Source organism: Pontibacterium sp. (assembly GCF_041587635.1).
Lineage (GTDB): Bacteria > Pseudomonadota > Gammaproteobacteria > Pseudomonadales > Balneatricaceae > Pontibacterium.
In genome coordinates this window covers 17,577-38,974 of record NZ_JBFGYC010000001.1, presented here as the reverse complement: position 1 = coordinate 38,974, position 21,398 = coordinate 17,577, and the positions used below count along the sequence as shown (strand labels likewise).

Below are 21,398 nucleotides of genomic sequence, written 5' to 3'. Positions count from 1 at the left end.
GTGTGGGTTGTGTCTGTTCAGGAATTCCAGTATTGCCGGGATCGGCATATCAAGCAGGTTGAGTAGAGGAGTTTTTGAGATCCGGCTATAATCGCGGTTAGACATTGTGTGTACCTATTGCCATTGGTTGCATATGTCTCAGCCGGGTAACTCTTCGACCTTTTACCCGGCTGATCCTTTCTTTTAGTCGTTCTTGCTTGGGTCGATCAATAACCCTGCTTTGTATTTCTTGTAAATCTCCAGGGACTCACGCAGCACGCCGACCATTGTGGTTTTGTTGGTGATGGCGGTGATCTTGTAGTCGCTGTGAAAATCGTCGTCCACTTTGAAATTCATCGGCACCAGTTCCCCGGTCGGGGTGGTGGTGATGTTGTTGTGGTTGGCTTCCTCAAGGCTTGGCGGCTCGCCTTTCTGTCTTTTTTTCTTTTTCGGTGGTGTTGGCACCTTAGCGCCTGGTTTTTCTTGCGTTGCCATAGTCTTAGCCTGCTATCTGGTTAAATCGGTCAATGATGCTTTGCACCAGCTGAATCGCTTGTTCGCGTGGTCCCTTATATTGGGATTCGGTCGGGCTGCGGCCCAGGTCGGAGGCGATGCGAAATGCTGGTTTTTCGTGCATCTGTCCGTCTAAGTGGTAGTACCCCGCCTCCTCGATATATTCCTTTGCCTCTAGGTATTCCCGTTCGCTGCCGCTGGTTCGGCAAAAGGCCACGGCGATCTTGTCCTGGCTGATGCCGTTCTTACGCAGCTCATGCGCGAGCTTTACGGTCGGTTCCAGGTCGTCCAGGGCTAGGCCGGTTGGGATTATCAATAGGTCGGCGACTTCAGCCACTTGAGCGGTGGCGCGGGTGGCGTGTGGCGCAGTGTCCAGAATGGTCAGGTCATACTTATCAGCCTGGCGTATAGCCTGGTCGACCGTTGGGAAAACCTGCACGTTGATGTGCGGCTCAAAGTCGCGGTTAGCGCGGCGTACTTGGCGCTTGAAACAGGTGGTTTGTTTGGTGTCCAGGTCGGCCACCAATACGTCCCAGGTGGCGCGGGTGTATTCGGTGGCGGTCGCAAAGGCGAGGGTAGAGCAGCCGACCCCGCCTTTCTGTTTGATAAATCCGATAGTTGCCATTGGTTGCCTCGTTAATTCGTTAATTCGTTAACGTTAGAGGCAGATTAGCGCAGCGGGCAAAGTCTGTAAAGAATTAGTTAATTAACGAATTCGTTAATTAGTGGGTATGCCCGCCCATCAAGGGCGGTGAAAAGGGTCTGTCAATTGTGCAGACCCTATGCCGCCCGCCCGCCTGGCGTGGTGCGAATGGTGCGGGTGAGCTGGCGGGTGGTGCGGGTACGTTGCGGGCTGCGCAGTCTTAGCATATCGCTATCTGCAGACTGTGCAGTACAGATAATTGCCAGCATGAAGCAGAGCGCGCGGGGTGCCAGTACACCCAGTATAAATGCGCGGCTGATCATGTGGCTTTTGGTGCGTGCGCCAAGCTTAGCCCTAATCCGTTGTTCTAAGCTGTGCAACTGGTTCGCATCGGCGGTGTGGAGCGCCTGCTTGATTTGTCCTGGTGTCTGGCCGTCTGCCAGTCCAACCAGGACGGTCAATTCTGTGTCTGTGAGGTTTTGGCCGGGTAGGCCGATTACATCCGTTCCCTGGATCTGTTTCATGATGGCTGTCCGTTATAGCTGGCTTTGGATCTCGCGTAGCGCGTTGGTGAGTCCGTCAGTTTTTGTGTGGATCTCGCCCAGCAGGACGTTGAGTGCGTCGACCTGATCCTGGGGCATTTCGCCGTTATCGATAGCCAGGGTGGTCATGGCTTGCATTGCGGCGAGGGCGCTGGATACCACGCACGCCTCTTTTGCGAGCTGGCTGATAACTGGCTTTGAAACCGCCAGGCCGGTGCCTGAGTGTACAACTGTTAAATGCGCGTTATCGTTGATCATGAATCAGCTCTTTTGTGTAATTCGTTAATTCGTTATTAAGTATTTTACACTTTAAGTGTAAAAGTCAATCGAAAAAAAGACCTTCTAAGGCCGTTATCTGTCTCGCGCAATGCGGCAGATGCGGCCCAGAATGTTTAAATCATCCAGGGTGTTCAGGCTCTGGTCGGGGTACAGATCTTTGTTTTCGCAAGTCAGGGTAAAGCTGCCGTTTAACTCTGGCCGGATGCGGCGTACCCATACGCGATCATTCACAGCCAGTGCAAAAAGATCGGGCCGTTCGACCTGCTTTTGACTTCTGTCGATCAGTATCTCATCGCCTGCGCAGATGACCGGCTCCATGCTGTCGTCTTGGATCTTCAGCTGAATCAGGTTTTTGGGGTCTAGACCGCGCTGGCTGATGTATTCAGGGCTAAACGCGGTGGTGCTGACCACTTGATCCAGGGTGACGCCTTCGCCCCCGATGTTGATGGTTTTCCGGTCGGCGGTTATGTAGTCGCTTTCGGGGGTGGTTCCGGCGTGTTCTGTCCAGCCCATAATCCACGAAGGATTGACGTTGAACAGATCGGCTAACGCTTCTACCTGTTCATGTTTTGGTGATCTGATTCCTTGTTCCCAGTTGCTGTATCGCGATTGGGTTACGTCTAGGCGCGCGGCGGTCTCTTTCATGGTCCAGCCGTGGCGTTGGCGGCAGCTAAATAAGCGGTTCGCTATATCTTGGGCCTTGGATGTCATGGTTTTCCTAGCTGTCGGGCAATTTTCTAAAACTATACACGTAAAGTGTTCAAAACCACAATAAGAGCTTTGCGTGCTCTGTGTTTTGTGTTAAAAATATACACATAAAGTGTTAAAGAGTGCTTTTTGTGGATTTTCAGGATTGGGTCGATCAGCAGGAAGGAAAAAACCAAGGTGAGCGCATCGCCAGGGCTGCCCGCATTTTGGGTGAAGAGGCTCGAACGGTGTCGTCTTGGTATTACCTGCAGGGTGCGCCGCGTATCTCATCGGCGGCAATGATTGTTTTAAAGACCGGTGGCGCAGTGGATTACAACGGTATCTATCGACCGCACGCAACCAAAAAAGTGAAAGGTAGGGATTGATGATTATTGGATTGATGGGCGGAGAGTCGCCGCGCCGTACAAAGATCGCTAAGGCGCTGCAGGCGTCATCTAGTACAGCGCGGGTGTTGGATTTGAATTACCCGCGTTTGTGCGATGGAAATCCGACCCGTATGGCTCAGCGTCGCGTTGAGGCGCTGAATCAGTTTCTGCAGGACGACGGCGGTCGAGCGGATGAGCTGCAGGTGGTGATGCACGTTCTGAGTATGGAAGAGGCTCAAGTATTGCGCGCCAAAGGGGCGTTTATGTGGAACTGCGAAGGTCCGCCGTCTAAGGAAATTCCTATTGAGCGCCACGATTTAATGGTGACTGATCAGGGCGCTTTTCGTCCGCGCCCGCATTTCTTGATGCCTGAGGAGGCGCTATCTGAAGCCCGCCGCCGCGCCGGGTTGTAAAGATGCCGTGTATTCCGTTGGGCGAAACCGCCTATGCCCGTGAAGTGGCGGCGGGGTGGTGGAAGCAGATCTTAGATGGTGAGTTAAGCCGCGAGGGCGTTAAAAGTCGCCTGGCTCAGCTGTACGCCCCGCGCGCGGTGTTGATCCGCTGGGAGTTAAACCGCCTTCGGATTGCCCGCCAAAACAAAGTTTATACCTATGATCTGACCCCGCGAGAGACAGAACAAATGATTAATGAATACAACCTGGCACTGCCTGGGGCGGGGGAATGATGCGCCGCCCGGTACGTGCGTCTACGGGCTGCGCCCTGGTTTGTCGAGTGGATCGATTCCAGGCGTTTTTGCGTAGCCAGGGTATGCCGTGTCGCAACGAAAAAGAGGCCGCTATGCGGGTGCGTGAGTACTGCGGGATTGATAGTCGCGCAAAGCTGGATACCTGTCCGGTGGCTAAAGCGTCCTGGTTGCGTTTGTTGGGTGCGTTCAACCAGTCCCTGGTTAAGAGGCGTTAAACGTGAGCACATTGGAAACCACGGTGTTGTCCAGCATGGACCCGGAAACGTGGTACATCATGGCGAATGTATCGCGCCGTTGTGGGTTAGCAAAAATCCAGGTTTCCAGGATCTTATCGAAGGCGTCAAAAGAGGGGTTGGTTGAACGCAAGCCCCGCGTAGGGCGTCCAGGTTATCTCTATAAAAGCCGTCAAAAGAACATCCCACGGATTCCGATTGTGGATTTGCGACCCGGTGAGGCGTTGTTGTTTTTTAAAGATGGCGAGGTTTATTGATGGTAAGGCCGATCCGCACGCAGGCGGATAAAGACTTAGATGATCTGTTGTTTGCCTGGGGCCGCTGGTGCGAGTTTGGCGGCGAGCCGACCGTCAATACCGCCAGCTTTCAATCGAAGGTTATGGCGCTGGAGCCAGGCGAAACGATAACGATGGGCGGCGGGTCTGGTCCCAGCGATCCGCTGGGCCGTGATTCGGTTGAGTCGATGATTGAGGCGGCGGTGATGCGCTTATCTGAGGCGGATATAGCAGCGGCTAATGTGCTGCGCCTTCAGTATCAGGCGGGTATCCGCTCCCTGGTAAAGCGCGGCGTCATTCGGTCGGTTAGCGCTCGCATGGTTGAGCAAATGAACCAGGACGCCCGTGCGCGCACCCTGGGCGTATCGCTGCGCACATACCGCCGCAAGCTTCAAACGGCGCGGGTGGCAGTTCAGGACGATTTAGCAAGGGGTTTAAGGTGATAGGCGACAAGCTGGCGGATATAGACCGAATCCTGATTGTACAGCGTCAGTGGTTGGATCTGATATTCCAGGGGATTAAGCCGTGGGAGCTGCGCACAAGCGGGACCAGGGTACGCGGGTGGATTGCGCTGGCTGAATCGGGTTCTGGCCTGGTCGTTGGCAAAGCGAAAATCGTTGATAGCCTGCAGCCCTTAGACCCTGACGCCGCTCTGGATGATTTTGATAAACACCAGGTGTCAGACCCAGCGCTGCTGGCGAAGTGGCGTTATCCGTGGGTAATGGAAGGCGCGCAGCGGTTTATAGAGCCGATCAGGTACAACCACCCGCCCGGCGCGGTGATCTGGGTGAGGATAAAGGATGGGGTGTTGGTTGATGGTTAAGCCGCTGGAGTGGTCGAAATGCAGCGTTTGCAGCGATGACGAAGCCGGGCTTTCAAATTACTACGGTTCAGTGATGTGTGATCGCTGTATCACCCTGGAAGAGACAACGGATTGGGATGCTTTCGAAGAAGCCAAGCGCAACCGTATCGCTGAAGAAAATGAATATTGATTTAGGTCAGGAGTGTGGAAATGACGATCAAGTACAAGGACGGCGAATACATTGTTTTGTGGTTTGAGGATCATCCCGGTTGGGAGCCGTTCAAGGGTTGGCATTCGGCTGAGCACTGCCAGGGTAAGTTGATTGCAGAACACGGAAAGGAAGACGCAAAGCGTGTTACCCGCGTTGAGCATAAATACGCCTTTTGGGGTGTTGGTGTGGATGCGATGGGTGAGCGTTCGCAGATGTTTTATGACCGTGACGACCCAGGCCGTGGACGATTTAAAGTAACCCTGGCTTACGTGGATGGCTATCACTCGGATGTAGCTAAATAACCCGGCCATCATCGGCCAATGCAGAGTGAACGCCAGAGAGCGGAGCGCTAGTCCGCTGCATGGCATTGTTATACGGAGGGATGGCAGTGGAAATATTAAACAAAACTGAACTGGATGGTTGGCTTAACGAGCGCAGAGAGATGGGTAGAGACCTGACAGCAGTCAAAGGCACTCCGCCGACTGCCGCGACATACGATGACGGTGAACCGCTAACTAGGCCAATTAATGTGGCGTGGCGGGACGTTACGACTGGCGAGACATTTGCGATTGAGTACGCCGTATAACAAAGAGATACCGGGCCGCAGGTCCCGGTCATAGAGGTGTTATAGCCCTCTAATGCGACATCCCTGGCATTCGCTCAGGGCTTCTTTAAATAACGATTTAACGAATTCATCCTATCAAGGAAGGCAGGCGCATGTCTGGAGTTCAGACCATAGAGCGTAAAATATCCGACGCGGCGATCCGGGAGCTGGCCGCGTCGGGCTGTCGTCAGATCAAGGACCCGCGCTGGCCGCTCTACTTCCGCTATCACAAGGACCGTCAGGGCGGCAGCTGGTATCTGGTCCGCCATCGCGGCAAGTCGGCCTGGTCCTTTATCGGGCGCTGGCCGTCCCTGTTGGCGGCCCGTTTGCTGCCGCAGATCCCTGAGCGGGTCGTGGGCCTGGCGCTCAATCAGTCGGTGGCGGTTGATCACTGGGACCAGGTCGGCCCGCTGCTGGCCTGGTACGGGGAACGCATCCAATCAGACCGCCGGTTATCCGCCTCGCGCCGCGCCACGACTAAGAGCGTGATCAAGTGCCACCTGGCCCCCGCCCTGCAGCATGAGCTGATTTCCCAGCTGAGCCGTGACCGCTTGGATGAGGTGTTGCTATGGCCGCTGCAGAACCGCTACAGCTTGGCCCAGGTGCGTCAGGTGCTGGCCGTCCTCAAGCGCGCCTTTCGCCTCGCCACCCAGCTGCAGAAGATCCGCCATAACCCCCTGGCTGATTGGGTGTTTTCGGATTTCGTCAGTCACCGTGTGACTCCGCGTGCAGGCCGTTTACAGATTCAGGATCTGTCGCGCCTGGCCCGGGCCTGGGGGGCATCGCCCCCGGATCAGGCCCTGTTACCGCTGTTGATGTTGTTGCACGGCACCCGGATCAGTGAGACGCGCCGCTTACGCTGGCGCTGGATCGATGAGCCGTCCCGCCTGTTGACCGTCCCTGGCGCTGAGACCAAGAACGGCCAGGCGCATCAAATCCCGATCACTGATCCCGTGCTGCAGCTGTTGCGCGCCTACCGGGTGTATTGTCGAAAGCGCGGCTATCAGGGCGATTACCTGTTTCCTGGGGTGCGGGGTCAGGCGGTGAGTAAAAGCACGGTACAGCGCTGGTTCAAGCCGTGGGCGGTAGGGGCATGGAGCAGTCACGATCTGCGTAAGCTGGCGCGCACCGTGTGGACCGATCTGGGGGTGGATTACTTTGTGGGGGAGGCGTTACTCAATCATGCCCTCAAGGATCTGGACGCCGCTTATATTCACAGTCATTTGCTGAGTCAGAAGCGCCAGGCGTTAACCCACTACCACAACCACCTGGCGAGTCGCGGCCTGGATCTGGCGCAACTGTTGCCCGCCCTGGACCTGTCCGATCTGCATCAAATAAACGCCGCCTAAAGCGGGGGTGGTGAAACGTCGTCACCAGTGGCTCTATTCGCCTCAAGGGACGGTTTTTGACACCGAGACAGGCGCGAGATCCGGCTTCAAACGTAACGCCTTAGATCCCTTGTCAGAATGCAGGATCTAGGGAAATGAAGGTTTCTATCGATAAGGAGTAAATCATGGGGATGGATCGACGCGAATTTGAGGCTGCGCAGGCCGTTATGAATCGCCAAGAAAAGATCAGAGGCATCATGTGGAAGTTTTGTAAAAACAAGCAGTTAGCGCGCGAACACAGCCAGAAGCGGCTGGAAATAAAAGGGGACCCTGAGCAGACCAAATAACCCCACGGGCGCGAGGCTCGCGGGGATCGGCTAATTTTCGCGGTTCTATGGCGCATCACCACCGGGTTAGGCAGGTGACTGGCGAATCCCTGGCAGGCCAAGGGCTGGGGCGCGACGAAACAGACAGAGCAAGGGGGTTTTATGGCGCAGGAATTGCGATACCTGAATATTTCGGAGATCGCCCGCATGTTTCAGCTGAGCCGCGACACGGTGCGCGCCCGGCTGGTGCGGGCCAAGTTGAAGCCGGTGCGGCATGAGCGCAACGCCGGGTTGTACGATATGAGCCGGGTGGGTCCGGCGTTGTTTCGGGCGGGGGATTAGGCATGAGGTCTTTTTTGGATGCGGACGTCCAGGCGGATCTGGCCGGGGCGGTCGCGGATAAAGCCGCCGCCCAGGCCGCGCTGGTGAAAAAGCGCGCCGATCAGAACCGGCGTAAAAAACGCTCCCGCGACAAGCTGAAAGCGGCGCAGCAGGTGGAGCACCGCTTTTTATGCAGTGAGGCTGAAGCCGCGCGGATCGTTGAGCTGCGCACCGTGCGCGGCGGGATCGACGGGCCGTATGAATTGACCGAATACCTGCTTACCCTGGTGCGCCGGGATTGGGAAGCCTGGCAGGCGCAGCAGGCGGCCTTGCTTGAGGCCGGTCCTTGTGCCCGTTGCGCGAAGCGTTGCCGGGCGGCTGTCAGGGGCTGCATAAAGGGTTGTCCGACTGTTACCACACCGCGCGCTTTGCTGCTGAGTTGATGCTGTGAGCGTGACCCGTCACAAAAACCAAAAAGGCCAATAACACAAAATGTGTTAATTTACACAAAAGGGGTTTACAGGCTGGCATTAACGGGGTAGATTAGCCCCACGATGGGTTTGGTGCGTACATTGAACCGTTGAGTTGCTTTCCTGGCGACGTGCATTGCTGTCAAAACCCGGCCCTGGTGCCGGGTTTTTTTATGCCTGTTAGTCGGGGATTGAACATATCAGTCAGCTTATAGGAAGCCGTACATGCGTCAGGGATCGATCATTACGTATCTGGGCGGGACCGGCGTGACCGGGGTGAGCGTCGTGGATAAAGTGCGCGCGGAATCGGCGCGGCTGATCGACCAGGTGTCCGGCGCGGAATTGCCGCTGGCGGAATCGGTGCCGTTGTTGCGCTTCCCGGTGGAGCTGGCAGCGGTGCGCCTGGAAGTGGGTGACATTACGGCAGCGGGCGGTTTTTTTGTGATCGTCGCGCAATTCGGCTGGAACGTGTACCGCGACCGCCGCAACTGGCGCGGCCAAAAACGAGATTAGAGGTGGTGTATGTCAGATGAAGGTAAAGGAATGCGCAAGCATGTCAGCGGCCAGTTGATCCAGGCGTTTGCGCCGTCAGAGATCCGGCCCGACGTCACTACTTTGGAGCTTGACGGGGTTCTGGCGATTCGTCTGGCCGCGCCTGCGCTGTACTACATCGGGGATGCTTCTGCTGCTGAAACCCAAATGCCCGCCACGGTAACCTGTGTCCCGCCTGGCGCAACGTCCTGGACGTTTACGCAGCCGACCACGATGGAGATCATGCTCGGATGATGGGGTTCGATTTGGGTATGGGTGCTCCGTTTAAGGAGGCGGTGTTATCTCGCGTCCTGCGCGCGTTCCGTGCTCCCGTCGAGACTCACGTTTTAATTCCTGAATTCACCGCACCCGGTGATTTTCGTATTGTTATTTTGGCCGTGGCGAGATGCGACACAATTAGAATGCTGTGCGGGAGCGCAAGTTCTGATAGCTACATGCATGTTAACGCTGACAATTCTGTGACTTTCCGTTGCGCTGGAGTGTCAGTGAGAAGCGTGGCAGGGGGGGTTTCTGAGCACGCGCTTTCATTGTTCGAATTTGAACGCCGTGGCTCGGTCATTAAGGGGCGCTTAAACGGTGTTGATGTTGCGGACGGTGAGTCCACGGGCGCTTTTGTTATTGATCGGTTAGCGACCGCTTTGGGCGGATTTTACTGGGATGGCGTCTATGATTGCGCTGAGCTGCATGCAGGATCTGATCATAGACAATATTCGGATTTCAGTCGATCAGACGGATTTGTTCCGAATGATCTTGAAGTGCCAGCGGCGCAACTGTGGGAAGGGGGAGAGCTTTCATTAGATGCAGGGGGCGTGTGGACAACGCTAAACCTTGGGTCTCAAGTCCGCGTTAGGGTTTCGAAGCCGCCTGGTGTTGAGGTTTCAGAAAATGGCTCTTGGGTGGGTTTAGGGAGTTCTGAGCTGGTAATAACAACTCAGTATCTAAATCTGCGAAATAGCACTGGGGTGGCGGTAGTGTTTACCCCTGATATTAGAGAAACAACGGGCGGCCAGCTTTACAATCCTGCCGATGGCAGCGTGCAGGCGTATACGAAAAAAGGCGGGGCTTGGTTGGGCGCTGAGCTTTGGCGTAATCCTATCGTCGGCAGCTATTGGGCTGCTGACGGTAGCGACTACACGATCAATGCGCCCGATGGTGTGTTTAATGCGCTTGCCGTGAATGTCTTTGAAGTTGGCGAATTGTATCAGGCTAGGATTACCACTTCTGATTATTCGGGTGTTGATACGCCGCGAATATACGGCCTCACCTCCGCGCCGAATCCTGCCGCGCCCGGCGTTTACGAATATAACGATACCGCCAGCGCGCCCACTATACAGGTGGCGCGCAAAGGGGGCGCAGGTGCGTGGGGCGCGACTGTGTCACTCAGTATCCGCCGAAGAATTCCCATTGCCCAGGGGGCTGAGTCATGAACTGTTATACACTGGCACCCGCATCGAATCCGCCTGATTCGCTGGTATCTCGTTTCCAGCGTCCTGCGGCGCTCGCGTCTTGGTATCGATACGGTAGCTATTGCCCTGATACTGTTCCGGCGTTCATTGTTACATACGGCCCCCGCCCTGAATTCAACATTGCCATCTCGGAATCTCAGATTGTCGTGATTGATTCTGAGTCTGACGCTCCGCCAGCATTGCAAGCTTTGGTCTCTATCGGCTCATATCTGTTCGATCCTGATGCAGATAGTCCAATAGTCATGGATCAGCGTATCGGCGGCGAAATGTGTCTTACTCCTCACTTTCGGCTGATCGATTTTAACTACGAAGACAGTGGCCTCGGAAAGGCACGGTTGCAGGCTGATTGCTTGGCTGCAACGGGTGTTGATTTGGACCGCCGTCGATCTCTGTCTGATCTGAAAGAGGTCGCGCATATTGCGCTAGAAAATTCTTTGGGGGGCGTCTGATGGACTGGGGCCTGCTGGTTGTTTCTTTTTATGTGGCCTTAGCTGCAGGTTCTGTGTTTCCGCCGGTTTTATGGCTGACTTATTACTTGCTGGGTCGCTACACCGATTCGCTGCCTATCTGACCGCTGGCGCGTCCTGCGCCGCATGAGGGACTTACTGTGAAATCTGAATTTTATACGGCTTATCTTGATGTGCTGGAGCACGAAGGCGGGCGCGTTAACCACCGCGCTGACCGGGGCGGTTCGACCGCGTACGGGATCAGTCTGCGCTTTCTAAAAGGCTTGCCGGATCTGGCGGGCGATGTGAATGGCGACGGCCATGTCAGCGAAGCGGATATTGATGTGCTGACGCGCCGGGATGCCCAGGGATTTTACCTGAAATATTTTTGGGAACATTACGATTTAGGGCAGATCCAGGATCAAGTTTTAGCGACGAAAATGTTTAATTTCTTCGTCAATATGCGCGGTAAAACTGCGGCGTTAATCGCTCAGCGTGCGGCGAATGACTTCAACGCCGGGTTGCTGGAAGACGGCGTGCTAGGCCCGGCGTCCTTTGCCGCGATCAACCGTTTGCCGCCCGCTCATCTGCTGGTCTGTATCAAGTACCACGCCTGGCAAGTTTACAAAGCGATTGTGTCGCACCGCCCGTCTCAGGCGGTGTTCTTGAACGGCTGGCAGAATCGCGCGTTTAGTTGATTTACTCCGCACCCACTCGGCGGTCTTAGCTAGACCGCCTTTTTTTTATTTTTATGCGAGAACGAAACGATGAAAAAGCTGATGTTGGTACTGTTGGCGGTCTGCATGATGGCGGGTTGCAACTACAAATTTGGTGATCTGACGACCGCGTATTGCGCCTCGACCGACCCCGAATATCGCGCAGAGATCCGCGAAAAACTGAAGGCCGCAGGCTATCCCGTCCCGGTGAATGTGTGCGCGCTGGCGGGGCTGGTTGATGCAATGCAGGGCGTGGACGATGCAACCGAAAATCGTTGAATGGCCGCATGTGAAACAGTGGACGGGGGCAACCCCGCCCTGGGTCGATGAGGGCCGCCCGTGCATGGTGCTTACCGCCCGCATGGTGTACCGCACCGCCGCCGGTCAGTTGATCATTGTCCCGGCGGGATATGTCACGGACCTTGCGTCGATCCCGCGTTTTCTGTGGTCTGTCTTGCCGCCCCACGGCGAGCTAATGACCGCCGCGATTTTGCATGACTGGCTTTGCAGTCACGGCGGCGGTTTGCTGGGCGTGCCGCGCAGTTACGCCGACGGGTTGTTTAAGCAGTGCGCCGGGCTGTATCCCGTGACGCCGTGGAAACGCAAGGCGTCTTATCGCGCGGTGCGTGTCTGCGGTCGCGGCGGCTGGGTGAATGGCTGGCATACCTGGCCGGAGCCGATAACCGCTTAGATAGGGGCTGATATGGCTGAAATCACTGGAATAGAAACGGCCTATCACTGGAGTATTTCCCGCTTTGCGGAGGCGTTCAAAATGGACCGCGCCACGATTCGTAAGCGCTTGAAGGCCGCCGGGGTGGAGCCGGTCGGTCACAAAGGCGCGTCGAAGCTGTACGCCCTAAAAGATGCCGCCCCGGCGATCTGTCAGGCCGACCAGGCCGCTGAGTTTGATATTCCTGATGACCCGGAAAAGATGCCGCCTAACATGCGTAAAGACTGGTATGCGGGCGAAAAGGATCGCTTGGCGACGGATACCACCAAAGGCCAGTTGGTGCCGGTGGTTGAGCATCGGGAGGCTAATCTTGTGGTGCTGAAATCTGTGGTGGGTTTCTTTGAAGGGCTGACCGACAAAATGGAGCGCACCCGCAAATTCACAGTGGAGCAGCTGGAGGAGTTGGAAAGCTGCACCGACGATATGCGGGCCGATCTGTACGACAAGCTTCAGCAGGCGGAAGGAGTGGCGCGCGCGGATGGGTAGTTACGCAGATACTAACGAGATCCGGCGGGAGATTGCCCGCCTGGTGAAGCCGCCCATTAGAGAGCCGTTGTCACAAAGCGCCCGCCGCCTGCTGCACGTGTCGGTCGGGGATCGCATGGAGCGCTGGCGCGGGGATGATGCCCCGTACATGTGGGAGCCGATGGACTGCTTACAGTCCCGCCGCTATGACGCGGTGATCTTTGTCGGCCCGGCGCGAACCTCTAAAACCGTGTCCCTGGTTGACGGCTGGGCCTGTCACAACATTGTGAACAACCCGTCTGACATGCTGATTGTTCAGATCAGTGAAGAGAAGGCGCGCGAGTACAGTAAAAAGCGTCTGCAACGTGCATTTGAAGCTAACCCGCTGGTGCGGGCTGAGCTGTCCCCGCGCCCGCATGACAACAACGTTCACGACAAGATTTTTCGGGCCGGTAACTTCCTGAAAATCGGCTGGCCGTCAAAGAATATTTTCGCCAGTTCCGATTGGAAATACGTGGCAATTACCGACTACGACCGCCAGCCGCTGGACATTGGTGGTGAGGGTTCGGGCTTTATCCTGGCAGGTAAGCGTACCCAATCGTTTATGTCGTCCGGCATGGTTTTAGCGGAAAGCTCGCCGGGCTTTAACGTGCTGGACCCAAAATACCGGGTTAAAACGCCGCATGAAGCGCCGCCCACCCGTGGGATTTTATCGCTCTATAACCAGGGGGATCGCCGCCTGTTTATGTGGCAATGCCCCACCTGTGGCGAATATTTCGAAGCTGATTTTGATCTCCTAGTGTATGACACCAACGAACCAGACCCGGCCCGCGCCAGCGCTGAAGTGTTTATGCGCTGCCCGCATAACGCCTGCGCGCTGTTCGAAGACATTAAATACCAGGCCAATCTGGGCGGCCTATGGGTGCCGGAAGGTTGTTACCTGGATCAAAACGGCACGCTACACGGCGACCCGCGCCCCACTCGATACGCCAGTTTCTGGCAGAAAGGCCCGACCGCTGCATTCCAGACCTGGAATCAGCTGGTTTACAAATATTTGGCAGCCGCCAGGGAGTATGAATTGACCGGCAACTTAGACGATCTGAAAGCCACGGTGAACACCGATCAGGGCCGCCCATTGGTTGCGCCAGGGCATGATCTGGATCTGGCGGATCGCCTGCAGGAACGTCAGGCCGATCTGGGCCAGCATGTGATCCCATCCTGGGTGCGTTTCACCACCGCGCAGGTCGATGTGCAGGGCGGCAAGAATGCCCGCTTTGAAGTCCTGGTGCTGGGTTGGGGTGCGCAGCTGGAAAACACGGTCATTGATCGTTTTTCTATTGAGTGGTCAGCGCGTACGGATGATGACGGCGAGCGCTTGCGCATCGATCCCGGCGCATACCCGGAAGACTGGGAATTGCTCACTGAGCAGGTGGTGCAAAAAGCCTACCCGCTGGCTGATGACCCGGATCGTTTAATGCCGGTGCTGATGACTGCGTGTGACTCCGGCGGTGAAGACGGCGTAACCGACAACGCTTACACCTACTGGCGCAGCCTGAAAAAACTGGGCCTGCAGCGCAAATTAATGCTGGTCAAAGGGGCCAGCACCGACGCTGCGAAGCTGATCGAAAAGCGTTACCCGGACAACTCCAAACGTAAGGATCGTAAAACCAGCGCGGCGGGTGATGTGCCGGTGTGGTTTCTGCATACCGACCGTATCAAAAACATGCTCAGTAAGGCGCTGGAGCGTGAAACGCGCGGTTGGCGGTATATGCACTTCCCTGACTGGTTGCCGTCGGCGTTCTTTGATGAGCTGACCGCTGAAACGCGCGGCGATGATGGCAAGTGGCGCAAATCCAGCAACAGCGTGCGCAACGAAGCCACCGACCATTATGTGTACGGCTGGGCCGTCGTGTTGGAAAAAGCCGCGAATAAAATCGACTGGGAGCGCCCGCCCCGCTGGGCCGCCCCGCATGACAGTAACAGTGAAATTATAACCGCGTCCGATCTGGCCGCCCGTGGCACCGCGCAAGCGGCCCCCCGGCGTCGCCGTCGGCGTTAAGGGTGGCATGGCATGGCGTACACAAATCAAGACCTGATCAATATCCGTGAGTTGATCACGGCGGGTGAGGGCAAAGCCCAGGTTGACGGCAAGCTGATTGAGTATCGCAATCTGGATGATCTGCTTCGTATAGAAAAATTGATTATTGCAAGCCTGGCAGCGCAAGCGACCCCCGCTAAAAAGCGCCGCTCTAGCTTTCTGGGGCAGCATATACGGACCCAGCTCAACCGGGGGCTTGATTGATGATTTTGAATCAATACGGCCACCCGATCAGCTCCGGGCGCGATTACGAAGGAGCCACCCAGGGCGCGCGCGCGAATGGTTGGGCGGCGTCGCCGTCCGGGGTGAACCGGATCAATCAGGGCAGCGCGCAAACTCTAACGAATCGTTCCAGGGCGGGGCAGCGCAACAGCCCTATTTTGCGTTCCGGTATTGGTCAGCGCACCACCGCTGAAGTGGGGCGCGGCTTCACGCTGCTAAGCACTTGTTCTGAGCAGGCGTATGCCGATGCCGCCACCAAGCTCTGGAATATGGCCCGGTTTGAGCTGGACCCGAATGGGCAACTGAACGATGCCGCGATAGCTGATCTCTGTGTTAGGACGCGCCTGGCAGCCGGTGAAATATTTATTCGCCGTATTCGCCGCCGCTTGCGTGATGGCCTGACGGTGCCGCTGCAGGTGGAGTTGCTGGAAGGGGAGTTTTGCCCAATCAGCCTCAACCGGAAATTGCCCAACGGTAACCGCATCATCCAGGGGGTGGAGTTTAAGCGCCGTCGTATCGTCGCGTATTGGTTTTACCTGGATCACCCACACGACGGCTTAGACAGCGCCAGCCTAACCCGGTTGGAGCGTGTCCCCGCAGCGGATGTGATCCACCATTTCAAACCGGAACGCCCCGGCGCGGTGCGCGGTGTTCCGTCAACGTCGGCGGTGCTGCTGAAAGACAAAACCTTTCGTGACTACGACGACGCCGAGTTGGTGCGCAAGAAAGAGCGCGCGCCCTATACCGGATTTTTGAGTCGTCAGGATGACGACCCGATGGATTCGGAGGCGGCAGAGTATGACCCGGCGACGGGTGATCCGCTGTTTCCAGATTCAGACGCCGCACCGCGTTATGAGTCCGTCGAAGGCGGGACCATGTTGCGCGGCTTGCTGGGTGAAAAGATGACCCTGTTCGACGGCGATAACACCGGCCAGGGCTACGCCGATTATATGCGCTGGCAGGCGCTGCAGATCGCGGCAGGTCAGGAGGTCCCCTATCCAATGGTGACCGGTGACTGGAACGGGCTGAATGACCGCCTGGTGCGCGCCATGCTGCAACCGTTTCATCGGTCTGTCAGTTTCGATCAGACCAACTTGTCCGGTTTTCAGGTGATGTTTGGGATCTGGTGCTGGGTGATGGATGCGGCGGTTCAGGTTGGCAAGTTAGACGCTCCTGGGTATGCGGACAACCCGTGGTTTTATCGCGCGGTGGATGTGCGCCCGGATGCGTTTAAGCACTTGCACCCTGAGCAGGACATTAAAGCCCGTCAGCGTGCGATTGACGGCAACCTGTCCAATGTGGATGCGGAGGCCGCCGACAATGGTCGCGACATTGAGAAAAACATGCAGATCAACGCCCAGCGCCTGGCGCAGTGGCAAAGAATCTGTCGAGAAAACGGCGTAGAGAACCCCGGCAATATGACCGGGGTTTTTTCTGCCTCAAACACACCAACTTCAGGGGCCGGAAATGAGCAAATTAGCGTTTGAGTACCTGCTAGGTCAGCGCTGGGCACTGGATGCAAACGTATTGCGTCTGATGGCGGATATTGCCTCACGCGGCAGCACGGATATTGATTTGTCCGCGCTGAAAGAGGGGTTTGGCGAAGTCTCTAGGCAGGCCGTGGCGGCCCGCAAGGGGCAGGCGGTCACGCAGCGTCTTGAGGTTCGCGACGGCGTGGGCGTGCTGCATATCAGCGGCATTATCAGCCGCTACGCCTCGCTGTTTGAGGATGCCTGTGGCGGCGCGTCGGTGGAAACCCTGGCGAAAGAGTACAACGCGGCGCTGGAAAATCCGGCAATCCATACCCTGGTGGCGGTGTTTGATACGCCGGGCGGCGATCCCAGCGGCGTGTATGAGTTTGCGGCCATGATCCGGAGCAATCAGAGCGGAAAGCGTCAAGTCGCCTATGTGGGCGATCTGTGTGCGTCTGCGGGCTATTGGTTGGCGGTGGCCTTTGATGAGGTGGTGATCAGTCCGACCGCCTCGCTGGGTTCGATAGGCGTTGTCGCCACACTGGAAAAGCGCGCGACTGAGGAAGGGGTGACGCGATACGAGTACGTATCCAGTCAGTCGCCTAAAAAGCGCCTGGACCCGACCAGTGAAGAAGGGCGGACCCAGCTGCTGGCGGATCTGGATCAGCTGGCGGACCTGTTTATTGATCAGGTGGCTGAGTATCGCGCGGTGGCGCGTGAAACGGTTTTAGAGTCGTTTGGTCAGGGTGCAACCCTGATGGGCGAAAAGGCGGTTTCTGCCGGTATGGCGGATCGCCTGGGCAGTTTTGAAGCATTGATTGCTGAATTGAGTGGAGTGGATGGAATGGCAGGTGGAACAAAAGTAACGGCGCTCACTGCGCCGGTTGCGGTGGCGGGTGCCGTCACTGCATTGAAAGCCCTGGACCCTGAAGTGGTTGTGGCGGCCCTGGATCAGTTACCGGATATGAAATCACACATTGGGGCCGCTTTAGGGCCTGACGCCCCGCTGATGGCGCTACAGGCCACCCAAGAGGTATTGGCGGCGTGTACTGATGCAGGCTTTCCGCAAATGGCGGCCACGCTGTTGGTTGACGGCATGACTCAAGAGGCCGCATTAACGCAGATCAAACAGGCGTCGGGCCTGAAAGATGTGCTGGTCGCGGCGGGCGTGGGTGATTCGATGCCGGATCTGCTGGCGCATGTGAACGATCCGGTCAAGTTGGCGGGTCAGCTGGTCAATGAGCTGAAAGCCGAAGAAGACGAAAACAGCCGCGTGAATGGTCAGCTGGTGCCGGACGGTAAAAAAGCCGCTGAAGATGAAGAAACCAAATCGGCGCTTAATCCCGATTCGGTTTATCAGGCCCGCCGTCAGCGCTAACGCAGGCGGTCAAGCATAACTAAGAGTGAATGAATCATGAGCCATAACTCCCCTCAGCGCATGAGCGCGCATCTTAAAAGTGAATTATCTCCCGATCTGTCCCGCGAATCGGTCGTTGTAGAGGGTGGTTTTTTCCCCTCTGGTGCGGTGTTGGGACTGCTGGATAACGGCAACTATACCTTTCTGGATTTGGCGGTGGATGCCACGGAAGCGCATGAAGCGAAGCTTATTGTCTTCGGTAGCGTGGATGCGACGGACGCGCCGATGCCTGCGGTTGGGCATGTGCGCCTGGCTGCGGTGTACAGCGAGTTTTTGACCTTCCCAGATGCGGCGACTGATGTGCAAAAGCAGGCGTTTCTGGATCAGTTAGCGGCGGATTACGTCATCGCCCGCTGATCGCTGCGCGCCGAATTGGCGGGATAAAGAATTAACGATTTAACGAATTAAAGGGTTTTTCTATGAATGTGCAGGCTGCACTGGATTCACGGGTTTTCACTAAGAAAACGCTGACTAAGATCATTAACAATATTCAGCTCCCGCGTTTGCGTATCGCTGAGCTGGGCTGGTTTGAAGAAAAGGGTATTCGTACCACCAGTATCGAAATCGCGTATCGCAACGGTCAGGTGATGCTGATCCCTGAGAAAAAGCGCGGTGAAAGTGGTACGCGCATTGGTGAGCGCGACGTTGTTACTCACACGTTTAAGGCGGTTCATTTGCCAGCTGAAGCGGAAGTGTTCGCGGATGATGTGCAGAATATGAAAAGCTGGGAGAACGAAGACGACGAAGACGAGTTGAAATCCCTGGAATCCCTGGTTGCTGATAAAACCGAAGACGGTATCGCGAGCCTGGAGGCGACTGTTGAGTTTCTGCGCTTTGGGGCGGTGTACGGCAAGATCTACGGCGCTAACGGAAATCTGATTGTTGATCTGTTTGAAAAGTTCAATATAAAGCTGGCTGACGCCCAGGATACGATTGATTTTTCTAAGGTCTTGCGCACTCAGCTGCAGGCCGCCAAGCGTAATTCTGAGAAGCATCAAACCGGGGTGAAAGCGAAGAAGTTTCGAGCGCTGGCAAGTCCTGAGTTTATGGATCTTCTGCAGGAAAATGACGACTTCGTGAAGGCGATGGATCGCTATAACAACGGGTCAGCTCTGCGCGATGATGTGCGTTCGGGTATCTACTGGCAGGAAATTTTCTGGGAAGAAAATACCGAAGAAGTCACCAAGCCAAACGGGCAGAAAGAACGCTTTGTGAAGGCGGGCGAGGCACTGCTGGTGCCGGAAGGCAAGCGCGGTTTGTTCCTGACTCGCTTTGCTCCGGCGGACTACGAAGAGACGGTTAATACCGTGGGCTTGCCGTATTACGCCAGTGCAGAGCGCAAGAAACACAACAAAGGCGTGGATCTGGAACTTCAGTCTAACCCGATCAACGTGTGTACCAACCCGCTGGCGATTCGCCGCTTGAAGATCAAAACGTAAGGTGATCTATGTCTGATCCGTTTGCGCGCGCCGCTGTGCGCGCCATTCGCCGGGTCTCACATACCGCCGCTGTGCTCACCGGCCCTAATGGTGAAACCGTCGCGCTGAAGGGGAGTTATACCGACCCGGACGCCCAGGTTCACTATAAGGGCGGGGGGGCGCAGTCCCGCCGCGAGATCCCGCAGCGTACGTTACTCATCGTAGAAACCGACTGCCCAGGCATTGATAAAGCCTGGACTGTCCAAATAGGCGAAAAGGTGTTTTTTCCAGCGCGCTCGCCGCGTGATGGCAGCGGCGGGATTTTATTGCACCTTGCGCCGCATAAGCCGGAAAACCCGGCTGAGAGTGGTGGCGGTAATGGCAGTACCTGGCGTTAGTCTTGAGCTGAATTTTGCCCAGCAGATTGCGCGGGCCAACCTGGTAATTCAGGCCACGCCCGCGCAGCTGCAAAAGGCCGCTGTCCGTGCTCAGCGTAAAACCCTGCAATGGGTTCGCACCCGTATAGCCCGCGAAATGGCCCAGGCCCTGGGTGTTTCACAAAAAGCCTTTAAACACCGTCTGTCTATTAGCACGCTGGGCAAAGGCTCCGAGCAAGTGCATATCCTGTGGTTTGGCTCTTTGCCGCTGTCGGCGGATGCGCTGGGCCGTCCCCGTCAAACCCGTAAAGGGGTCACGGTGGGCCGTCGCTCCTGGAAGGGGGCATTTTATCGTAGCGTCTATAACCCGGAACCGAATGTCTGGATTCGTGCCAGCCGTGCGGCAGATCTGGGGTTGGATCTTCCCACCTGGGGCGGCAGCGGTCGCCCAGGCGATGGCAAGTTTTTGGATCACGGCGGACCGAATGACAGCAGTCAGCGCGGGCGTTTTCCGTTGCGTCGGGTGGGTGTGGCGGTGGAGCAACAAGCGGCTGAAATCTTCCGGCGGTTTGAGCGCCGGGGCCAGGATCGGTTTGAATCCGTGTTAGAGCAAGAGCTGAATTACGTGGTGAATCATGAGCGAAAATAGCAATGTTCTATCCAGTCCTGATCAGCTGATTGATCGGGTTATCACCGACATTAAAACCCAATTCCCCACGGTGAGCGTCTCAGATTATGAGCCGCTGAGCCGTGAACCTATTGAAACCCCGGCGATCCTGCTGGAAGTGGTCGAGATTGGAAAATCAGCCCGCGCCAGCGGTGGACGCAAAGCGTACAACATAGAGCTGATCGCCCATTGTGTGCTGGGTTCTCAAACTCCCAATGTAGGCCGCGAAATCTGCAATATGGCCCTGTTCTTGCTGGGCCTGGTTGATGGCAATGCTTGGGGTCTGGGGCGTGCGGTGGAGGCCGCAGGCGAAGCTAAAGCGTTTCCCGGCGTGCCCATTGTGGGGTCTGATGGCTGCGAACGCTGGATCGTGCAGTGGACCCAAAAAATACATATCGGCGAAGGCTGGAAAATGCCTGATTTTGCCCCGTCAGAGGTGTATTTGTCGGCGGCCCCCAATATTGGCGAGGCGCATAAGCAGGATTATGACCGGATTGATGACCATGAGCCTGGATAAAATCTTACAGCGCCTGGAAGAGTTAGAGCGCCGCCTGGCCCTGGTGAATGTGCGCGGTCTGATTGAAGAGATCGATCTGGCCGCTGTCCCACCCCGTGTGCGGGTGCGCTATGGCGATCAGCAGACAACGGGCTGGCTGCCCTGGAAGCCACCGCGCAGCGCGAAAGCGTCCGTATGGTGGCCGCCTGAAGAGGGCGAAGCCTGCACCGTAATCAGCAACGGCGATCTGCTGCAGGGGGAGGTGATCCCCGGCAGTTATACCAACAGCTATAAAGCCCCGTCGACTAACCCGGATCTGTTCCTGGTTGAGTTTGGTGATGGCTCCAGCGTGGCGCATGACCGCAAAGAACACACCCTGGATGTGGTGAATATCGGGGAAATTACGGTGAGCACCGCCGCCCCGGTTCGCGTGAATGGTGGCAGTGTTTATCTAAACGGCGGCGCGGGGGTTATTACCGCTGAGAGTATTTGTCCGTTCACAAACAAGCCGCACACGGACGCCTCTGATCAGGTTTTTGCAGGTAAATGAT

38 protein-coding genes are annotated in these 21,398 nt (G+C 56.4%); 33 read left to right on the top strand and 5 right to left on the bottom strand.

The features are described from left to right. Positions 1-183: 183 nt before the first annotated feature. The 5 genes from ABYW01_RS00300 to ABYW01_RS00280 all read right to left on the bottom strand — a co-directional run bounded on the left by ABYW01_RS00300 (position 184) and on the right by ABYW01_RS00280 (position 2,667). Positions 184-474, bottom strand: coding sequence for a hypothetical protein (locus ABYW01_RS00300; RefSeq protein WP_372830553.1), 291 nt, complete (start codon positions 472-474; stop codon positions 184-186). Positions 475-478: 4 nt separating this feature from the next. Beyond that, positions 479-1,117, bottom strand: coding sequence for a ParA family protein (locus ABYW01_RS00295; protein WP_372830552.1), 639 nt, complete (start codon positions 1,115-1,117; stop codon positions 479-481). Positions 1,118-1,272: 155 nt separating this feature from the next. Further along, positions 1,273-1,659 carry a hypothetical protein gene (locus ABYW01_RS00290; protein WP_372830551.1) on the bottom strand — a complete coding sequence of 129 codons (387 nt, stop codon included), beginning with the start codon at positions 1,657-1,659 and terminating at the stop codon, positions 1,273-1,275. A 12-nt stretch (positions 1,660-1,671) separates the two neighbouring features. Further along, positions 1,672-1,935, bottom strand: a complete 264-nt coding sequence (locus tag ABYW01_RS00285; RefSeq protein WP_372830550.1) for a hypothetical protein — start codon at positions 1,933-1,935, stop codon at positions 1,672-1,674. 93 nt (positions 1,936-2,028) lie between these two features. Next, on the bottom strand, positions 2,029-2,667 hold the full coding sequence (locus ABYW01_RS00280; RefSeq protein WP_372830549.1) for an XRE family transcriptional regulator: 639 nt from the start codon (positions 2,665-2,667) through the stop codon (positions 2,029-2,031). 128 nt (positions 2,668-2,795) lie between these two features. Here ABYW01_RS00280 and ABYW01_RS00275 point away from each other — a divergent pair, with 128 nt between their 5' ends. The 33 genes from ABYW01_RS00275 to ABYW01_RS00115 all read left to right on the top strand — a co-directional run bounded on the left by ABYW01_RS00275 (position 2,796) and on the right by ABYW01_RS00115 (position 21,397). Further along, positions 2,796-3,029, top strand: a complete 234-nt coding sequence (locus ABYW01_RS00275; RefSeq protein WP_372830548.1) for a hypothetical protein — start codon at positions 2,796-2,798, stop codon at positions 3,027-3,029. Further along, positions 3,029-3,442: a hypothetical protein gene (locus tag ABYW01_RS00270; RefSeq protein WP_372830547.1), complete on the top strand. Its 414-nt coding sequence runs from the start codon at positions 3,029-3,031 to the stop codon at positions 3,440-3,442. The genes ABYW01_RS00275 and ABYW01_RS00270 overlap by 1 nt, the downstream gene beginning before the upstream one ends. A gap of 2 nt (positions 3,443-3,444) precedes the next feature. Further along, positions 3,445-3,714, top strand: coding sequence for a hypothetical protein (locus ABYW01_RS00265; RefSeq protein ID WP_372830546.1), 270 nt, complete (start codon positions 3,445-3,447; stop codon positions 3,712-3,714). Beyond that, on the top strand, positions 3,711-3,950 hold the full coding sequence (locus ABYW01_RS00260) for a hypothetical protein (protein WP_372830545.1): 240 nt from the start codon (positions 3,711-3,713) through the stop codon (positions 3,948-3,950). Before ABYW01_RS00265 ends, ABYW01_RS00260 begins: the two co-directional genes overlap by 4 nt. Before the next feature lie 2 nt (positions 3,951-3,952). Beyond that, complete coding sequence (locus ABYW01_RS00255; protein WP_372830544.1) at positions 3,953-4,225, top strand: hypothetical protein; 273 nt, start codon at positions 3,953-3,955, stop codon at positions 4,223-4,225. Continuing rightward, a complete protein-coding gene (locus ABYW01_RS00250) occupies positions 4,225-4,686 on the top strand; it encodes a hypothetical protein (protein WP_372830543.1) in 462 nt (153 codons plus the stop codon). Before ABYW01_RS00255 ends, ABYW01_RS00250 begins: the two co-directional genes overlap by 1 nt. Continuing rightward, positions 4,683-5,066: a hypothetical protein gene (locus tag ABYW01_RS00245; protein ID WP_372830542.1), complete on the top strand. Its 384-nt coding sequence runs from the start codon at positions 4,683-4,685 to the stop codon at positions 5,064-5,066. Before ABYW01_RS00250 ends, ABYW01_RS00245 begins: the two co-directional genes overlap by 4 nt. Continuing rightward, positions 5,059-5,235 (top strand): hypothetical protein, encoded by a 177-nt coding sequence (locus ABYW01_RS00240; RefSeq protein ID WP_372830541.1) that lies wholly within the window; start codon positions 5,059-5,061, stop codon positions 5,233-5,235. The genes ABYW01_RS00245 and ABYW01_RS00240 overlap by 8 nt, the downstream gene beginning before the upstream one ends. Before the next feature lie 20 nt (positions 5,236-5,255). Further along, complete coding sequence (locus ABYW01_RS00235) at positions 5,256-5,558, top strand: hypothetical protein (RefSeq protein WP_372830540.1); 303 nt, start codon at positions 5,256-5,258, stop codon at positions 5,556-5,558. A gap of 86 nt (positions 5,559-5,644) precedes the next feature. Next, positions 5,645-5,842 carry a hypothetical protein gene (locus tag ABYW01_RS00230; protein WP_372830539.1) on the top strand — a complete coding sequence of 66 codons (198 nt, stop codon included), beginning with the start codon at positions 5,645-5,647 and terminating at the stop codon, positions 5,840-5,842. Between the two features lie 131 nt (positions 5,843-5,973). Beyond that, positions 5,974-7,209 carry a tyrosine-type recombinase/integrase gene (locus tag ABYW01_RS00225; RefSeq protein ID WP_372830538.1) on the top strand — a complete coding sequence of 412 codons (1,236 nt, stop codon included), beginning with the start codon at positions 5,974-5,976 and terminating at the stop codon, positions 7,207-7,209. A gap of 164 nt (positions 7,210-7,373) precedes the next feature. Beyond that, positions 7,374-7,535, top strand: a complete 162-nt coding sequence (locus tag ABYW01_RS00220) for a hypothetical protein (RefSeq protein ID WP_372830537.1) — start codon at positions 7,374-7,376, stop codon at positions 7,533-7,535. A 141-nt stretch (positions 7,536-7,676) separates the two neighbouring features. After that, entirely contained in the window at positions 7,677-7,856 is a 180-nt protein-coding gene (locus ABYW01_RS00215) for a hypothetical protein (RefSeq protein WP_372830536.1), read from the top strand. Between the two features lie 14 nt (positions 7,857-7,870). Further along, positions 7,871-8,278, top strand: a complete 408-nt coding sequence (locus tag ABYW01_RS00210) for a hypothetical protein (protein WP_372830535.1) — start codon at positions 7,871-7,873, stop codon at positions 8,276-8,278. A gap of 252 nt (positions 8,279-8,530) precedes the next feature. Further along, positions 8,531-8,818, top strand: coding sequence for a hypothetical protein (locus tag ABYW01_RS00205; RefSeq protein ID WP_372830534.1), 288 nt, complete (start codon positions 8,531-8,533; stop codon positions 8,816-8,818). A gap of 9 nt (positions 8,819-8,827) precedes the next feature. After that, positions 8,828-9,091, top strand: a complete 264-nt coding sequence (locus tag ABYW01_RS00200) for a hypothetical protein (protein WP_372830533.1) — start codon at positions 8,828-8,830, stop codon at positions 9,089-9,091. After that, positions 9,088-10,284, top strand: coding sequence for a hypothetical protein (locus ABYW01_RS00195; RefSeq protein WP_372830532.1), 1,197 nt, complete (start codon positions 9,088-9,090; stop codon positions 10,282-10,284). Before ABYW01_RS00200 ends, ABYW01_RS00195 begins: the two co-directional genes overlap by 4 nt. Further along, entirely contained in the window at positions 10,281-10,772 is a 492-nt protein-coding gene (locus tag ABYW01_RS00190) for a hypothetical protein (protein WP_372830531.1), read from the top strand. The genes ABYW01_RS00195 and ABYW01_RS00190 overlap by 4 nt, the downstream gene beginning before the upstream one ends. Then, positions 10,772-10,894: a hypothetical protein gene (locus tag ABYW01_RS00185; protein ID WP_372830530.1), complete on the top strand. Its 123-nt coding sequence runs from the start codon at positions 10,772-10,774 to the stop codon at positions 10,892-10,894. Before ABYW01_RS00190 ends, ABYW01_RS00185 begins: the two co-directional genes overlap by 1 nt. 36 nt (positions 10,895-10,930) lie before the next feature. Beyond that, positions 10,931-11,467 (top strand): glycoside hydrolase family 108 protein, encoded by a 537-nt coding sequence (locus tag ABYW01_RS00180; protein WP_372830529.1) that lies wholly within the window; start codon positions 10,931-10,933, stop codon positions 11,465-11,467. 69 nt (positions 11,468-11,536) lie between these two features. Next, on the top strand, positions 11,537-11,764 hold the full coding sequence (locus ABYW01_RS00175; protein ID WP_372830528.1) for a hypothetical protein: 228 nt from the start codon (positions 11,537-11,539) through the stop codon (positions 11,762-11,764). After that, entirely contained in the window at positions 11,745-12,176 is a 432-nt protein-coding gene (locus ABYW01_RS00170) for a DUF1353 domain-containing protein (RefSeq protein ID WP_372830527.1), read from the top strand. The genes ABYW01_RS00175 and ABYW01_RS00170 overlap by 20 nt, the downstream gene beginning before the upstream one ends. Before the next feature lie 12 nt (positions 12,177-12,188). Next, positions 12,189-12,701: a DUF1441 family protein gene (locus ABYW01_RS00165; protein WP_372830526.1), complete on the top strand. Its 513-nt coding sequence runs from the start codon at positions 12,189-12,191 to the stop codon at positions 12,699-12,701. After that, the gene (locus tag ABYW01_RS00160; protein ID WP_372830525.1) at positions 12,694-14,739 is read left to right on the top strand and encodes a phage terminase large subunit family protein; all 2,046 of its coding nucleotides are present in this window, start codon (positions 12,694-12,696) and stop codon (positions 14,737-14,739) included. The genes ABYW01_RS00165 and ABYW01_RS00160 overlap by 8 nt, the downstream gene beginning before the upstream one ends. A 12-nt stretch (positions 14,740-14,751) precedes the next feature. After that, positions 14,752-14,982, top strand: a complete 231-nt coding sequence (locus tag ABYW01_RS00155; RefSeq protein WP_372830524.1) for a hypothetical protein — start codon at positions 14,752-14,754, stop codon at positions 14,980-14,982. After that, positions 14,982-16,487, top strand: a complete 1,506-nt coding sequence (locus ABYW01_RS00150) for a phage portal protein (RefSeq protein ID WP_372830554.1) — start codon at positions 14,982-14,984, stop codon at positions 16,485-16,487. The genes ABYW01_RS00155 and ABYW01_RS00150 overlap by 1 nt, the downstream gene beginning before the upstream one ends. Beyond that, positions 16,468-17,850, top strand: a complete 1,383-nt coding sequence (locus tag ABYW01_RS00145; protein ID WP_372830523.1) for a S49 family peptidase — start codon at positions 16,468-16,470, stop codon at positions 17,848-17,850. Before ABYW01_RS00150 ends, ABYW01_RS00145 begins: the two co-directional genes overlap by 20 nt. 36 nt (positions 17,851-17,886) lie before the next feature. After that, positions 17,887-18,246 (top strand): head decoration protein, encoded by a 360-nt coding sequence (locus tag ABYW01_RS00140; protein WP_372830522.1) that lies wholly within the window; start codon positions 17,887-17,889, stop codon positions 18,244-18,246. Positions 18,247-18,308: 62 nt separating this feature from the next. Beyond that, positions 18,309-19,328: a major capsid protein gene (locus ABYW01_RS00135; RefSeq protein ID WP_372830521.1), complete on the top strand. Its 1,020-nt coding sequence runs from the start codon at positions 18,309-18,311 to the stop codon at positions 19,326-19,328. Between the two features lie 8 nt (positions 19,329-19,336). Then, a complete protein-coding gene (locus ABYW01_RS00130; RefSeq protein WP_372830520.1) occupies positions 19,337-19,705 on the top strand; it encodes a hypothetical protein in 369 nt (122 codons plus the stop codon). Continuing rightward, on the top strand, positions 19,686-20,333 hold the full coding sequence (locus ABYW01_RS00125) for a hypothetical protein (RefSeq protein WP_372830519.1): 648 nt from the start codon (positions 19,686-19,688) through the stop codon (positions 20,331-20,333). The genes ABYW01_RS00130 and ABYW01_RS00125 overlap by 20 nt, the downstream gene beginning before the upstream one ends. Then, positions 20,320-20,868 (top strand): hypothetical protein, encoded by a 549-nt coding sequence (locus ABYW01_RS00120; protein WP_372830518.1) that lies wholly within the window; start codon positions 20,320-20,322, stop codon positions 20,866-20,868. The genes ABYW01_RS00125 and ABYW01_RS00120 overlap by 14 nt, the downstream gene beginning before the upstream one ends. Then, complete coding sequence (locus tag ABYW01_RS00115) at positions 20,855-21,397, top strand: phage baseplate assembly protein V (RefSeq protein ID WP_372830517.1); 543 nt, start codon at positions 20,855-20,857, stop codon at positions 21,395-21,397. Before ABYW01_RS00120 ends, ABYW01_RS00115 begins: the two co-directional genes overlap by 14 nt. Position 21,398 lies beyond the last annotated feature (1 nt).